Annotated in this window: 11 protein-coding genes; all 11 read right to left on the bottom strand. The window is 41.6% G+C overall.

The annotated features are described in order from the left end of the window. Positions 1–14 precede the first annotated feature (14 nt). The 11 genes from E2P86_RS01880 to E2P86_RS01830 all read right to left on the bottom strand — a co-directional run bounded on the left by E2P86_RS01880 (position 15) and on the right by E2P86_RS01830 (position 16,527). Positions 15–3,458: a SusC/RagA family TonB-linked outer membrane protein gene (locus tag E2P86_RS01880; protein WP_134430393.1), complete on the bottom strand. Its 3,444-nt coding sequence runs from the start codon at positions 3,456–3,458 to the stop codon at positions 15–17. A gap of 163 nt (positions 3,459–3,621) precedes the next feature. Then, positions 3,622–3,936: a hypothetical protein gene (locus tag E2P86_RS01875; RefSeq protein ID WP_085472407.1), complete on the bottom strand. Its 315-nt coding sequence runs from the start codon at positions 3,934–3,936 to the stop codon at positions 3,622–3,624. 69 nt (positions 3,937–4,005) lie between these two features. Further along, positions 4,006–4,539 carry an RNA polymerase sigma factor gene (locus E2P86_RS01870; RefSeq protein ID WP_085472408.1) on the bottom strand — a complete coding sequence of 178 codons (534 nt, stop codon included), beginning with the start codon at positions 4,537–4,539 and terminating at the stop codon, positions 4,006–4,008. 221 nt (positions 4,540–4,760) lie between these two features. Continuing rightward, on the bottom strand, positions 4,761–6,053 hold the full coding sequence (locus tag E2P86_RS01865; RefSeq protein ID WP_085472409.1) for a DUF4302 domain-containing protein: 1,293 nt from the start codon (positions 6,051–6,053) through the stop codon (positions 4,761–4,763). 6 nt (positions 6,054–6,059) lie between these two features. Further along, complete coding sequence (locus E2P86_RS01860; protein WP_134430390.1) at positions 6,060–6,947, bottom strand: zinc-binding metallopeptidase; 888 nt, start codon at positions 6,945–6,947, stop codon at positions 6,060–6,062. Position 6,948: 1 nt separating this feature from the next. After that, positions 6,949–8,535, bottom strand: coding sequence for a RagB/SusD family nutrient uptake outer membrane protein (locus E2P86_RS01855; RefSeq protein WP_085472411.1), 1,587 nt, complete (start codon positions 8,533–8,535; stop codon positions 6,949–6,951). A gap of 27 nt (positions 8,536–8,562) precedes the next feature. Beyond that, positions 8,563–12,141, bottom strand: a complete 3,579-nt coding sequence (locus E2P86_RS01850; RefSeq protein ID WP_240775556.1) for a SusC/RagA family TonB-linked outer membrane protein — start codon at positions 12,139–12,141, stop codon at positions 8,563–8,565. A gap of 188 nt (positions 12,142–12,329) precedes the next feature. Further along, positions 12,330–13,481, bottom strand: a complete 1,152-nt coding sequence (locus E2P86_RS01845; protein WP_134430388.1) for a FecR family protein — start codon at positions 13,479–13,481, stop codon at positions 12,330–12,332. 58 nt (positions 13,482–13,539) lie between these two features. Further along, a complete protein-coding gene (locus E2P86_RS01840) occupies positions 13,540–14,082 on the bottom strand; it encodes an RNA polymerase sigma-70 factor (protein WP_085472414.1) in 543 nt (180 codons plus the stop codon). Between the two features lie 275 nt (positions 14,083–14,357). Beyond that, entirely contained in the window at positions 14,358–15,374 is a 1,017-nt protein-coding gene (locus E2P86_RS01835; protein ID WP_166785131.1) for a TlpA family protein disulfide reductase, read from the bottom strand. Between the two features lie 22 nt (positions 15,375–15,396). Then, positions 15,397–16,527: a TlpA disulfide reductase family protein gene (locus E2P86_RS01830; protein WP_085472416.1), complete on the bottom strand. Its 1,131-nt coding sequence runs from the start codon at positions 16,525–16,527 to the stop codon at positions 15,397–15,399. Between the last annotated feature and the right edge of the window lie 52 nt (positions 16,528–16,579).

Genomic DNA, 16,579 nt, shown 5'->3' with positions numbered 1-16,579 from the left:
GTTCTATCTGATTCCTATAGTCCTACACGTAATGTTAAAGTATATTGTCTTGGAATAGGCGCCGCAACACCACCCACGTTCATAAATTCGGGGTCCTGACCGTTCAGTTTTTTATCCGCATATATTAAAAAGAGATTCGTGGCATTGAACCGTACCGCGAAAGAGTTTATCTTCCAAGGGGCAATCAAACGTTTGGGCAGATCGTACGTCAACGATACATCCTTCATCCGTATAAAGTTCCCACTCGCCATCCGCGCTGTCGAATAGTTGTACGAGCTATACGCATACCTCAAGTTGCCACCATATACATTATTCAATCGTTGGGAAGCGATTGCTGGAATATTGGTATAGGCCTCATCGCCGACCACCATCCAGCGATCAGCCATCTCGCGTCGGGAAGCCACCAGATCACTGTATTCATTGCTAAAGACAGGATCCAGGCGTGCCACGTTACCCAGCGAATAGGTCACGAAAATATTTAAAGCCAGGTCTTTGTACTTAAAGGTATTTCCAAAACTACCAAAGCCCTTGGGGTCAACGGGACCTTCATATTTCAAATACCCCCTATTATCCCGCTCCTGGAAATAGATTCCTGTAATGGTCTCTTCCCCTCCGACTCCCGTAAACACGGGCAGCCCCTGATCATTAAGGCGCTCAAAAGGTATAGAGTAGAGCCCGCGGGCCGGTCGGCCCACTTCAGCAAAACCCGTACCGGTAATGAGATCTATCACACGCGCCCTATTATCCAATTTGGTTACTTTTGTTGTGACATGGGTATAAAAAAAGTTCGATGTCCACTGAAAATCTTCTTTTTTAATAATATGTCCGGTCAACCCCAACTCTAAACCTTGAGACTTCATCTCGGCCATGTTTCCGAATCTGGAAATAAAACCACTCCCCCCCTGTGTATTCACGATACCTATCAGGTCAAAATTATTCCGTTGAAACCAATCGAATTCTACATTTAAGCGATTCGACAGTACACCGATCGAGGCTCCAAGGTTGAGTTCATGCTTTTTCTCATAGGTAAGTTCGCTATTTTGGGGATCCCTGATCCGCAAGGCCGATTCGTAATCTCTTGTTGATGGCCGCCAAGGCACATAAGGCCCGATTACGGCACTTGAGTTGGTTACATACGTAGGGCCACGATCGCCGGTTAAACTGTAGGATGCTTTCAGCATCAAGTGGGACAGTACCGGTCTGAAGTTATCGAAAAACTCCTCCTGATGCGCATTCCAGGCGCCGGAAATATTCCATGTCGGCATCCAACGCGCTGAACGCGCTTTACCCAGTTTATTTGCTCCCTCATACCGAAACGTTCCATTGACGACATACCGACCGTCATACGAATAGGTTGCATTTGCAAAAAAAGCAACCTGACGCAAGGTTGAGTTTGCTACCGTATAATACGGTGAATTACGCTCTTGACCTTGCTTAAACGCGAGGTAGCTTGGAAACGGACTTTCGCCCAGGTCATACTGCAAGCCCCACGCACGGAACCAAGAGTTATACCGCTGTATATCACTGATTTCAGCCCCAGCAAAGATACTTATCGAGTTTCTGTCAAACGTCTTATTGTACTGCCCTGTAAAACGGAGAAGCTTGTCTGTCATCTTATGATCCGTTCGATTATAGATCCCGCCCTCTGGTAACACCGATATGGGTATTGCATATGGGTCGTCAAGATCTTTATAGAGATAGGTATTTGCATCCCTAATTGCTGTGGTAGGCATCCAACGGTAGGCTGTCGCCTGATTGGATTGATCTTTAACGTGGTGATGTTGCGTAGATGTTTGGTAACGGATCGCGGCCAATGCACCCAGCTCGAGCTCCGGTAATACCTTCCACTTTAGATCCCCCTGGAACTTCACTTCGGTGAGATCAATATCCATATAATTGTTTTCCAGCTCGTGCAGGATATTGAACGGTGTATAATTACGGGTGTAAAACGTATTGGGATCTAAGGTCCGCGCGGTATTCATCGCGTATGCATACGGATTAATATCAAAATCGCGCCGAACAGTTCCCCACACCACGTCCGTTGACTGTCCCAAGGTACCTGGAGCTTGTTGATCCCGGTACGATCCGTTCGAAAGGATGTTTAGCTTTATCTTGTCTGTGATGTTATAATTGGCATTAAAGTTTGCCGTGTAACGGTTGACCCCGCTCCGCTTGGTCCAGCCTGGATCGACCAGTGCACTAATAGAATTATAGTACTGTGATTTCTCGTTCCCCGAGGACATACTCACGGAGTGATTATGCTGTAGATTAGCACTAAACAGTTCCTTAAACCAATTTGTGTTCCGGTATTCGGCTTCGCGAAGGAAGGCGTTGACATGGACTTGGTCGGTATATAAGTCATTGAAAAGTTGACTTGTATTGATCAGTTCATACATTTTACCGTATACCCCGCTTGATGAGGCATTGGAAGTAGCGGCGTGCCTAAGGTAGCCTTTGTTGTACATGTCTTGATACACGGACATCTGCTGTTGGGAGTTCATGATATTAAACTCACCATATCTTGGAACGGCACGCGAAGTATACTCTCCCGCATAGTTAATGGAGCTTCTGCCGGCGGTACCACGTTTCGTTGTGATGACGATGACCCCAGACATTGCGCGTGCACCGTAAATCGAGGTTGCGGAACCATCTTTTAGGATCTGGAACGATTCGATATCATTGGCATTCAAACCAGCAACGGCAGAACTGATCAGCGTCAATGCATCTCCCGAAGATAGTTCATCGGCATTGACATCCGCCACGTCTTCGATAATCATACCATCCACGACCCACAGTGGCTTTGAGCTTCCGTAGATCGAGGTCGCTCCCCGAACACGTATCCGTGGAGCCGTACCGAAGGTACCACTGACATTCTGTACCGACACCCCCGATACGCGCCCTTCAAGGCCTCGGCTGGGGTCGGCCAATCCACCAATCTGCGCATCTTCCCCGGATATCCTGGAAGTAGCTCCCGTAAACACCCGACGATCCACCCGTTGCCCCATTCCCGTTACCACAACTTCTTCAATTTCACTCTGTAAAAATCGCATTTGTATATTAATCGTGGTTCTATTTCCGACTGTCTCTTCTTGTTGTTGGTATCCTACAAATCGAAATAGAAGCACATCTTCTGGGACAACCTGCATGGTATAATTACCATTGAGATCGGTCATAGTTGTTGCAGATCGTCCTTTAATGGTAATGGTGACGCCTACAAGCGGCCTCCCTTCATCGGCTGTTACTTTTCCGGTAATCGTTCGTTGTTGCAGCACAGTGCTTATTACCGCCAGGGAGCTCTTTCCCTTTACTGAAGTGTGTTTTTTCGCATCTTCCTTTGCAAATGTCGTCGACACTGTTAGCAACAGGAGTACTCCTGTTGCTCTTATAATTCGGTTATATAATGGTAAGAACACTATAATACAGTACTTACACATCTTATCAAGTAAGAAGTTCGTCATACATTGATTTTTATATGAAGGTTAATTTTTTAATTGTTTAGTTGCTAAAGAAGATATATTTCCTCCTTTTCTCACTGGGGTCTATCGTAAAATTGTTTCATAGCCATTGCGTTTTGTTATTCTTGAATTTCCCTCTGTTAATCCTCTTTATTCATCCCCTTTGTTAAAATAAATACCAGCATCCTCCGGTCGAAAGCACTAGGGTAATGGAGGCGACTGTCCGCCACGGAAACCATCGGGTTTTCTGTGATTCATGACGTGTGCATAGCCGCCTCCACGTTACCTCCAGATCAATCTGCTCAAGCCAATAAACTTCTTCCTCTCCTTTTTTCTCCATCAATTCCTCAAACAGATTTATATTTCTTTCACTTTCAAAAAACCAAGCATGTAAGAGCCGACTTTCTGAGCGTAACAATGGTTTGCGCTCATAGCACTTGATTAAAATAGTCGATATTAGCAATGCCTCAGTCTTCATCATCTATAAGTATGAAACCAAGGCCATTGAAGTGGGGTGACAAGAAGTTTACTTTTTTTGAAGGAACGATTACTAGACTAATAGCACCACGAGTATACTCGCAAAATCTTCGGGGCTTAAAGTCTTCCGTAATACACGCAGACCACGCTTTTTATGCGTCTTGATGGTATTAATAGTTACCTTGAGCTCTTGTGCGATTTCATCGTTGGAGAGCCCTTCGATATAGCTTAAAATCATGACCCTCCGGCATCCTTCAGGGAGCTTCTCCAGACGATCTTGAACAGCAAGCATAAATTCTGCTCGAATAACCTGATGTTCGTAGTCGATATCATCAAGCTCTTGAAAACCTGTTCGGTCCCAAAATCGAGCTACTGTCTTACTTTTCCGATTCAGATTGAATACGGCAAATTTGACCGATGAGTAGAGAAAGGAGCGAATGGCAAGTTCATGTTGGGAAATTTTCTTTTTATGTTGGAAGTACGACAGGAATGCATCATGCGCAAGGTCTTCCGCTAAGATTTCATTATGCACCATCTGCCACGCAAAATAGCATAATGACTTGTAGTATTTTTCATATAAAACATGATCTGACCGGTTTAATCCCATTCTTTTCTCTTGTAAGGATCACAATCAAAATAATTGTGATTTGTATCGAAATTTTACCGCCAAAAAGTCAATTATTCGTAATATATGAAAAAAATCAAAATTTTATTTTAATAAACAAAAAAATACATCATAAAGAGAGGCTTTAAAAGAAAATGCGACACCTAATATTAGGTGTCGCATTTCAAATTAATTAGTAACAATAAGAATTTAGATAAAACCTATTATTTATTTAACGGATCATCAATATCATCCAAATAAAGTCGAAACGTATTTGTCGGTATACCAGTATCAGTAAGCAAAATACTTCTAGGTTTATTTGACCCATCGCCTGTTATTCTAAAGGTTCTATTGTTAAAAGGCGTTGTTAACTGATTCAATCCAGCTGTCCACTGTGCTACACTAAAGCCTCCTCCAAGGTTATAAATTTGTCCCTCTAAAGAAATACGTACCTGGTCTTCAGTATCTGGGATAACAACAAGATTATGTGTAATCAAGCCCGCAAGAGCTCCACCCTGCATCACATAAACCATTCCACGAATACCACTATAGGTACCAATATAATAATTGTTTAGCGTAAGTTTATTGTTGGTCAAATTCGTTTTTGCTGTATTCCAGTATGGTTTACCTGTAGCTCCGACATTGCTTATCGAGGTAGACCATAGGTTTTCTCTAAACCATACATTCAGCGGTGCTGCATTCGGTACAATTTTTATAGCTCCACTCTCATCAGTATAATATCCATAACGATACTCCGCATTAGGCTTTACATACTTCATGGAGCTAAATTTAACACCATCCAATTCTGCTTCTCCATAAAACTCCAGTCCACCTGGAATTACGCGAAAAGTTAAAAGCTTACTGTTTGCATCCGAAGCATCTTGAAAGGTCCGCATGTTATACGTCAACGGCACGAGCTCTCCAGCTTTATTCTTTAGGTTGAAAACACCAAAATCTAAAAACTCTTCGTTCGCATCTTGATACTGGGAGGGCATGGTGTCAAATTCATTACCATTCAATGGTAGCAAAACGATTTCATTTCCACTTTTCTTCCCTTTTAGCAAGACTTTTTCTGGGGTTGCCTCTAATACTATAAATTCAAAGTCTCCCTTCATTCCTGTATCATCAGCACCAATACCACCATTATCCATACCTGGTTCCGTAAAGATGTGTACAATTTTATTGAAACCATTCAGCGACAGAACAACCCCAGATTCTGGCAGCACTGAATATGTGCTTGTCAGTATATCTTCATCTACATCTGAGGTCAGTGTCACTTGTGCATTTGAAATGAATTTAGCGAACAATGTGTACCCACCGAATTCACGGTTACCACTTGGAAAATATTTCATAAGCCACCCCGCCTTATTGGCCTGCAAGATACTATGGGCATGCGCTACAGCTTCTGTCATACGAGCCGAAGCATTCTTATCAAATATCGGGTCTTCCGTACGCTTACATGACATAATCAGCGCAAGCGGAAGTAAACATATAATAAATAGATGTCTTAATTTCATGGCTTTCTAGTTTAAAGATGTTTGATCTAGAGTCGGTAATTTAGCTTGGCGCTCGAGAATATCATCCCGTAGAACATCCATATCAATTTTCCACACACTCATAAAGTAGGTTTTCACGATGTTCAGTTTCGCTTCAAGAATAGCTCGACCAGCGGCTCCACCTCGATTCAACCGTGCCTGCCACTGTGCTGGCGTCAATGTAATGTAGTACGAATAGACTTCAACAAAATCTTCGGAAGCTTCTTTAGCTGCGTAAGCCGATATAAAGCCTGCAGCTGGGGCCGTATTGTCATTAAACTCTGTATTCCAAGCATCGGCGACATAAGTAGCCCCACTAATAGCATTGAATGTCCGAGGGAAATCCTTTGTCTGATTCAATATATGCGCAAACTCGTGGTGAATCGTGTGAAAATAATAGAAATTCAAAAACTCAATATCTGAAGCTGTTTGATCGTTTAAGGCATTTAGATTATACATGGTAATCTTTCGACCTCCTTCCGCCGTTCCCAATACCATTGTTCCGTTGTTCCGGTAAGCTGGAGAACCAATATAAGTCAACAGCTTAGGAAAATAGGACCGAATAAAGCCGGTACTACCTGTGATCTTATCGTATGGCTCTATCCCCAAATAGGTAAACAATTTGGTCATTCTGACCGCACTTTGATAGTTCGCCGGGCTTAAATTATAATTCATGTCAGACTCACCGTCGACATATTTATAAACAATAGATACATTATAGGGCTTTACATATTTATTCTCTATATAAAGATCCAATTCGTTCTTATCAATCTTAGAGTCTACAAAGATACTATCCGAGGAAAGTTTCTCCTTGGAGCATGAAAAATGTAGGAGAGCCAAGAGAGCAATTGCATATTTAAAAGGATATCTTTTCATCTTATCTTGGATTAGGAGTTAAACCTGCACTTATAATTTCCTGCGGAAGCTGAATGGCCTGGCGGTTATCCCGTGCAACCAATTTAGTTGCCGTTTCCACCGAACCAACCTCTCCACCCGAGGTGAGGACACGTCTTTCAATTTCGATTCCGTAACGTTTTACATCAAACCAACGAAGTCCCAAATGCATGGTTTCCAAACGACGAATAAAAAGTAACGCGTGCAGCATGTTCTCTTGAGTTCCTGCTTCTACAGTAAATTCAGTATTAAATTTCTTCTTTGGCGTTGGCATCTTTGGCGTATGATAAGCCAGTCGGTTTCCCCAAGTATTGATACTAGCCACAGAAAAAGTAGCTGGCGGAGCAGCTAAGGTATTATCGACCCATCTTTTCATGTCCGTGACAGCTTGATCAAAGCGTTTTAGATGGATTAACGCTTCTGCACGTACCAACATCGTTTCTTCCGTCGTAAAAGGAGCATGTACCGCATGCCGGAAACCAATTTGCGCCACAGGATCGGTAAATTCAAACATATAGGAAACCCGAGCTACTAAATTTTTATCCAAATTAGTTCCTCCATACACATAAACACGTGGTATATATCCTGTTGAGCTCCTGACACCGAAAGGCGCATCGGAAAGGAAAGTCTCCGTATTAGAAATAAGAGCTCCATGGCTATATCTAGAGCCAACATAATACGCACCAAAATACAAGCCCTGATTAGAGAATGATGTTTGTAGCATTAGATTAGCTTTCTCAGAGCTGGCGTTATAAAATACAGCTAATCCTGTCACGCTACTTACCGCATTTGCTGCAATCCCTCTATTGTTACGCAATATCGGAGCTGGGTTTGTTCCTATCGCAGCATCGGCGTACTGTAGCGCTTTTTCCCAATTCTGCATGTAAAGCGCGACACGCGCAGCTAGTGCATTTGTTGCAGCTAAATTCATATGGAATTTTGGCGTGGAACCATAAGAAGCATCGTCAATTAAAGGAAGCGCTTCTTCCAGATCTTTCACAATAAAATCATACACTTCCTTCACGGTGTTCCGCGTATATTGCGGGTTCAGAGTAGTTTCTGATTTAAACATATACGGAATCCCTAAATCAGTCGCTGCATTTCCTTTGGTATAATGTTGAGCAAAAGTATTAACCAATACAAAATGATTAAAAGCTCGAGCGGCCAGCGCTTCTCCTCGCTGAGCGTCAAGAGAGGAAGGGTTTCCGAGCTCAGCAATTGCTTCAAGCGCTAGATTTGCACTTCCAATCGCTTTGTAACTAGACTCCCACAACTCTTTGGGACTATCGAGTCCTGTCTCGCTAACATCTTTCCATCGAAAGATTTCCTCTAACAAACGTTCACTATTCGGATTACTACTACCATAGTCATCCACATTGTCGGACGAAAACTCGGTAAGACTTAGATTGGAAGACTCTGCATATGCAGAAACTAGAAGTTTATCAATTTTCGTTTCGGTGTTAAGCTCCGCTCTATTATCGGGCATCACATCGAGATACTTATTACATGCGCTAAACCCTAAGCTTAAAGTTAGGAAAGCGATAATATATCTATTTTTTCTTACTTTCATAATTACATAACTTAATATCAACAACCATTACAAACCGACACGTAAAGTCAAGGTATACTGTCTTGGAATTGGCGCAGCCACCCCACCAGCATTCATAAACTCCGGATCGTGTCCGTTCAGCTTCTTATCCGCATAAATCAAAAACAGATTGGTCGCATTGAAACGTAATCCCAAGGAGTTTAACTTCCAAGGTTCAATGAAATGTTTAGGAAAATCATAGGATAAAGACACGTCTTTCACACGAATAAAATCGCCTTTAGCCGTTCGAACCGATGAGTAATTATAAGCGTTGTACGCATGTTTTAAGTTTCCGCCATAGACATTATTCTGACGTAGTGAGGCAATAGCTGGCACATTTGTTTTCTCTTCATCTCCGGCAACCATCCAACGATTAGCAAACTCACGCGTAGAAGATGTTAAGTCAGAATAACTGTTTTTGAACACAGGGTCTAAACGTACAACGTTTCCATATGAATAGGTGATAAATGCATCTAACGCAAAGTTTTTATAACGAAAAACGTTACGGAAACTACCATAGGCAGTAGGGTCTATTGCTCCTTCGTACATTAAGAATCCCATCTTTTCCCGTTCCTGGAAATAAATATCAGTAGTTGTTTCCTTACCTTCCTGTCCAATGAAAACAGGTAATCCTTCATTATTAATATTTACAAAAGGAATAGAATACAAACCACGAACAGGACGATTTACGGTAGCAAAACCAGTACCTGTAATTAGATCTATAACACGACTCCGCGTGTCCAATTTGGTTACATTAGTTGTTACATGTGTATAGAAAAAGCTGGACGTCCATTGAAAATTATCCTTTTTCACAATAGATCCTGTAAGACCAAGTTCCAGACCTTTTGATTTCATTTCTGCAACATTTCCAAATTTCGAAATAAATCCACCGAGTCCCTGGGTATTCACAATACCAATCAAGTCAAAGTTGTTTCGCGTAAACCAATCGAACTCAACATTTAATCGATTATCAAAAAAGCCCATTGATGTTCCTACATTCAACTCATGCTTCTTTTCGTACGTTAATTCACCATTTTTCGGATCTTTGACTTGTAGGCCCGACTCACTATCAAGCGTACCAGGTCTCCAAGGAGTATAGGATTCAATAACAATATTTGAATTCGTCACATTGGTTGGTCCTCTATCACCGGTTAAACTATACGACCCTTTCAGTGTAAAGTGAGACAAGGTTGGCCTCCATGCCTGAAAAAAGTCTTCTTCATGAACATTCCAGGAACCGCCAATATTCCAAGTAGGCATCCATCTAGCGGAACGAGATTTCCCTAACTTATTGGCTCCTTCATAACGTACCGTACCATTCAAGACATACTTTCCGTCAAAAGAATAGGTCGCCGTAGAAAAGAAAGCAACCTGCCTAAAAGCTGTATTACCCATTGAATAGTAATGCGAGTTCTCTTCTTGTCCTCTCTTGAAAGCAAGGTAATTGGCGAATGGACTTTCTCCTAAGTCATACTGCATTCCCCACGCACGAAACCATGAATTATTACGAGCGATATCGCTAATTTCAGAACCACCAAAAATAGCTAGCGCGTGTTTATTAAAAGTCTTGTCAAACTGTGCTGTAAAACGAAGAAGTTTATCCATCATTTTATGGTCGGTACGGTTGTAAATCCCGCCTTCAGGAAGAACCGTTACCGGGATGGCATATGGATCTGAAGGGTCTTTATACAAGTACGGATTGGCGTCTCTTATTGCCGTGGTAGGCATCCAACGATATGCCGTTGCTTGATTAGATTGATCTTTTACATGGTGATGCTGCGCTGAGGACTGATAACGGATACCTCCGAAAGCTCCAAGTTCCAATCCAGGGATCACCTTCCACTTTAAATCACCCATAAACTTCAATTCGGCTACGTCAATATCCATATAATTGTTAGTCAACTCATTCAAAATATTAAATGGGGCATAATTTCTGACATAGTAGGTGTTTGGGTCTAAAGTTCTAGATGTATTCATTGCATAAGAATACGGGTTAATGTCAAAATCTCGTTTCACTTCACCAAACACGACATCAGTAGCCTGTCCTAGTGTCCCAGGAGCTTGCTGATCCCGGTATGAGCCATTAGTAATCAAATTTAACTTCAGCGTAGGTAGGATATTATAGTTGGCATTCAAATTTGCCGTATACCGATTTACACCACTGCGTTTCGTCCAGCCTGGATCTACCAAAGCACTTACAGAGCTATAGTATTGAGATTTCTCATTACCTGAAGCCATACTAACGGAGTGATTATGTTGCAAGCCCGTACTGAACAACTCTTTGAACCAATCCGTGTTGCGGTACTCCGCTTCTCTCAAATAAGCGTTAACGTTTTTTTGATCTCCAAAAAGATCATTGTATAGTTGTCCTTTATTTATCAAATCGTACATCTTACCGTAGACCCCACTTGATGAAGCATTTGATGTTTCTGCCAAGCGCAAATATCCTTTATTGTACATATCTTGATACACCGACATTTGTTCCTGCGAGTTCATGATATTGAACTCCGAATAACGTGGAATAGCGCGAGAAGTATATTCTCCTGAATAGTTCACAGAGCTTCTTCCTGAGGACCCTCGCTTTGTTGTTATTACGATAACCCCTGCCATAGCACGGGCACCATAAATGGAAGTTGCCGAACCATCTTTCAAAATCTGAAAAGATTCAATGTCATTGGCGTTTAACCCCGCTACAGCAGAACTAATCAATGTTAAGGCATCTCCCGAGGATAGCTGATCCGCATTTACGTCGGCAACATCTTCGACAATCATACCATCGACAACCCACAACGGCTTAGAACTACCATAAATAGAAGTTGCTCCACGCACACGGATACGAGGCGCTGTACCAAATGTACCGCTAACATTTTGTACAGAAACACCCGCAACCCTTCCCTCAAGGCCACGGCTAGGATCAGGCAAACCTCCAATCTGTGCATCTGCACCCGACACCTTGGAAGTTGCCCCTGTAAACAAACGCTTGTCGACACGCATTCCCATACCAGTAACAACCACCTCTTCAATTTCGCTTTGCTCTAGTTTCATTTGTACGTTAATAGCTGACCGGTTTCCAATAGCAACTTCCCGATCTGAATATCCAACATATCGAAAGACTAACGTGGCACCATTTGGTGCTGCGATAGAAAAATCACCATTTTGATCGGACATCACAGAAATAGCACTCCCTTTTATTGTGATGGTCACTCCTGCCAATGGTTTTCCTTCTTCCCCTGTGATCTTACCGGTAATACGGTTTTGTTCTTCAGCAGTAACAGGATCTACCGTAGGAGACGCTTCTTTATATGTTATTGATATGGTTTCAGCAATAATCTTATACGAGTACTTACTGCCGGGCAGCAACATATTGAGTGCCTCCAAAAGACTTGAATTCCGTACATCCATCGTCACACGTGAAGATCGTTTTAGAACCTCATCACTGTACAGAAATTTGTAATCTGTCTGTTTGCTAATTTGTTTAAAAGCATCTTCCAGTTTAGCATTACGAAGGGATAGGGTAACCTTTTGGGCGTTCCCTTCGGCATAAACCGAAGTCATAAAAACCAACAATAGAGCGGTTGTTAATTTCATAATTCGGAGAATTATTGGCAAAGGCACTGCTTTACAGCCACTAAGGACTTTGCCAAATGAGAAGTTATTCATACATTTGAGTAATTGGGTTAATGTGTAAGATTAGTATTCTATTTAACTTAATGTTTAACAGGGGTGCTGGAACACTCCTGTTTTTTATTTCTAGATGTATCGTTTTTCCATATCGTTTATTTTTTAGTGATTAATAGTTTATTCTTGTCTAGTGTAAAATCTAATTTACTAACGAATTCAAGCATCTTTAAGACCTCCGACAACCGTACATCACGACGTATTTCACCGGAATAAGTTTCGGTTAATGACACTTCTTTAGTCAAGGAAATATCCAGGTCGTACCATTGCTTTAACTGATTGGCAATACTGACGATATTATCCTCTTGGAAGAAAAACTCATTATTTTTCCAAGCCATAACTTTTTGAAGGTTTGCCTTTCGTACGCGAAGGCTCCCCTCCGTCCATTCTGCGCTTTGCCCAGGAGCAATAACCACCGATTTTGTTGCGCTAGTCACTTCGACACTGCCTTCTAGAAGGGTTGTTTTATTTCTTTGTTCATACGCTGAAACATTAAAATGCGTACCTAATACTCGCACCTTCATGTCTCCTGTTTCCACATAAAAGGGTTTTGAAGCATCTTTTGCAACCTCAAAATACGCTTCTCCTTTTAAGAAAACACGTCGCTCATTCTTCGCAAATTGTGCTGGAAAACGAAGTTCACTACTGGAATTAACCCATACATTGGTTCCATCTGCAAGCGATATTTTAAAGAAATTAGCCGCAGGTACAACCAAGGTATTCAACGCAGTGGGAGCATGAACAGAAGGGATAACCTCTGTCTCTCCATGGCTCATCATGTTTCCGTTGACAGCAACTCTCAAAGTATCCGACACCGCGATCTCCTCTCCATTAGCTAAGATGATATGTGCGCCAAGATTAGCCGGCAGGACGTCATTTTTATATTTTGTATTTGTACTTTCTACATAACGTGGGTTGTCGACAGGTTTTGATGTTCCCCCTATATACCAATAAACTGCAGAAGCAAACACAACAGCCAACATGGCGGCGGCAGACCAAATGATAGTTTTTCGCTTTTGGGGTTTTCTTTTATGTTGTATACGTTCCCACGCCTTTTCCTGATCCATAGAAGCCAACCAATTCGTCTCTCTATCTCCTTCTTTAGCCATAAGTTCATCAAAAAGTTGCTTATTTTGGCCATTTTTCTCTAATAGCCAAGCCTGCAATATGTTATTCTCCGAACTAGAAAGCTGTTCGCGTTGATAGCATTTAATCAGAATGGACGATATGGCAAATGAGGTTTTATTCATAATCTGGATGTAAGAAACCTAAATCATGAATTGGGGTGACAAAAAAAATAAAAAAAATTTACCTGACTGTCGTGAGAAAAAATGCGAATAAAATTGAGAAATAGTCAGCACGTAAGTTTTTACGTAAAAAATTCAGTCCTCGTTGTTTTTGCGTCTTAATTGTATTTACACTTAATGCCAATTGTGATGCAATCTCATCGTTTGACAAGCCATCCACAAAGCTCATGGTCATTACCATTCGACAACCTTCTGGTAACTTTGCCATACTTTCTGCCAACGCAGCCATAAATTCAGCTCTTATAATTTGATGTTCATAATCAACATCATCAGTTTCTTTAAAACCAATACGTTGCCAAAATTTTCGTTCCGTTAAACTTTTACGATGTCGATTGTAGACCGAAAATTTCACAGAGGAATAAAGAAAGGATTTAATTGCCGTTTCATCAATCGATACGGTATTCTTTCGCTGGAAATAAGCTACAAATGCATCTTGTGCCAAATCTTCCGCCAAATTTTGATCACGTACCATCTGCCATGCAAAATAGCATAGTTGTTTATAGTACTTATCAAAAAGGATTTTATCGGAATTAAGCGACGTCATCTTTCCAACTGTTAGCAATGAAAAAGGTTAGTTCGTATCAAAAAATCATGGCAGACCCCTTGATATTATAAAATCTAAGGTAAGTAAAAAAAGTATAGTTTCAACAGCACAATTAACAAGAAAGTAAAATATCATAGCACGAAACAAAAAAAACGTAGGGTTTAGACTCCTACGTTTTCAATTTATCATTAAATAAATTTCAAGTATAACGACTTTCACTCCACCCATCACTTGCTTACACAACAATAGGGAGACAAAAAGCCTAAAAGTTACTCCTACTTAGAGAACAACTCCTGCAAATAAACCTTAAGATCATTTCCACGGATATTCTTCTTTATGATCTTACCTTCCGGGTCGATCAAAAAAGTAGTCGGTAATGTTGTTACAGCAAACCGCTTTGAGGCGACCGCTTGATCCTCGGGCAGGTCATGCAGCTGCACCCAAGGAAGCTGCTGATTTTGTAACGCTTTTTTCCATGCACCCTCACTTTTATCGGTAGAGATACTAACAATTTCAAAAGGCGCTGATTTTTTGTATTGTGCATAGACCTCACGTAACGTTTTGAACTCCTCTATACAAGGGCCACACCAGGATGCCCAAAAATCCAACAGAATATATTTCCCTTTAAACACTGCAAAATCAATGTTCTCTCCTTTTTCATTCGGTAAACTAAAATTCTTTACCAGCGCACCTTCCTTAGAAAGTAAAGCCCCCTGAATCTGATTTCCGGCAGACTTTCCATAATCCGTTTTTTTCACCGCATCCGACAAGCCTTCGTAACAAGCTAAAGCTTGCTCGGGCGTCAATACCTTCCCATAACGCTCCAGAATAAAAGCCGACGCAAAAGAATTAGGATGGTTACGTACCACCGTCATTAACGCTTCCGCTTCATTTGTTTCGCCTACCAATCGGTTGTACGCATTGAGCACATCATGTGCTTTGGATCCTGAAACCTGAGCCGTATAAAAAGACTCCAGATCACCTTCAATAATAATCTTGGAAGGCTCACCGATCAAAATTCCGAAAGGAGCATAACCACCATGTTTTTTTGACTCCGCTTCCGCGGCCAGCATGTGTCGCGTAGGACCAGAAAAAGGTCTTTCCATCCGCCACGCACCATCACGCACAACAGCTGTATCATTTTCTCCTGTAATGTTATTATATAGGAACACCTTCGTATTATCAAACTTCCGATCTACCCTTCCTTCCAGCACAACTTTACCTCCGTCTTGCGCCTGCACGCCAAGAACGGAAAAAAAAGACAGCACTGCTGCTGCCTTTATCTTTCTCATAATTTGTCTATTCATTCGTCTACTATAATAATTCTGCCAATTTCTCATGCAACGCTTCACCACGCAAATCCTTCGCTACAATCTTTCCATCCGGACCGATCAAAAAGTTTTGAGGCACACCACGGACACCATACAACTTCGCCGCTTCATTATTCCAGAACTTTAAATCGCTCACATTCGTCCAAGTCAATTTATCAGCCTCGATTGCTTTCAACCATAAATCTTTCTTACCCGGTTGATCTAAAGAAACACCTAAAACAGTGAAATTCTTATCCTTAAATTTCGCATACGCTGCTACGACATTAGGATTCTCTGCACGACAAGGACCGCACCATGACGCCCAAAAATCCAATAGCACATACTTCCCTCTAAAGTCAGATAACTTGACGGGATTGTCGTTCACATCGTTCTGCGTAAAATCAGGCGCTAACACTCCCACCTCAGTCGCTTTTGCAGCCGCAATTTGTTTGGCAAAAGCCTGTCCCGCTTCGGAATCACGGACAGCGGTGGATAAACGGTTAAAGTCAGGTTCTAAAGCGAGGATTTCGGACCCCGAATACAACTGATCTTGAATCGCTAACAAACTGAAATAAGAAGATGGATTTTTCGCAATATAATCTTGTTGCAGTTGTTTCTTCTTATCTGCAAATTTCATGTACTGCTCCCGCAATGGTGTTGCAAACGATTCGTCTTTACGTTGTTCAGGAGTGGCACTGCTATATTTTAAATTAATAGCATTGATACCATCCTCAGACTCCTTCAACAGGTTTTTATACGCAACATGCGCATCTTGCAATGCACTCCCTTTGATCGCGGCCGTCTTCACCGAATCTTTAGCCAGAATCGTTGTCTTGCCCTTATCGACATAGAAACCAATCATGTCACCATTTCTGCCAATATTGTCCCAACCTTTATTCTCCTGATCGTAAACAATATAAACCATCGTAGGACCATTTGCCTCTCCTTTGAAAGCAAAACTTCCATTAGTTACCTTTACCGAGTCCAATAGCTGACTGTTTGGCGTACGGATAGACAGGAATATCTGTCCATTTTTTTGCGGTTGTTGGATCTTACCGTCAATTGCAAAATTTGATTTCTGCGCAACTGCTGCACCCGGAAGGGCTAACAACAGCATCATTTTTAAAATTTTCATACTATCTATTTACTTAATCCTTTATTTATACTTGATGGCCTATTTTTATACC

The organism is Sphingobacterium psychroaquaticum (assembly GCF_004421025.1).
In the GTDB taxonomy this organism is placed as follows: domain Bacteria; phylum Bacteroidota; class Bacteroidia; order Sphingobacteriales; family Sphingobacteriaceae; genus Sphingobacterium; species Sphingobacterium psychroaquaticum.
Note: the sequence above shows the minus strand (reverse complement) of the source record. Positions and strands in the feature narration are given on the sequence as shown.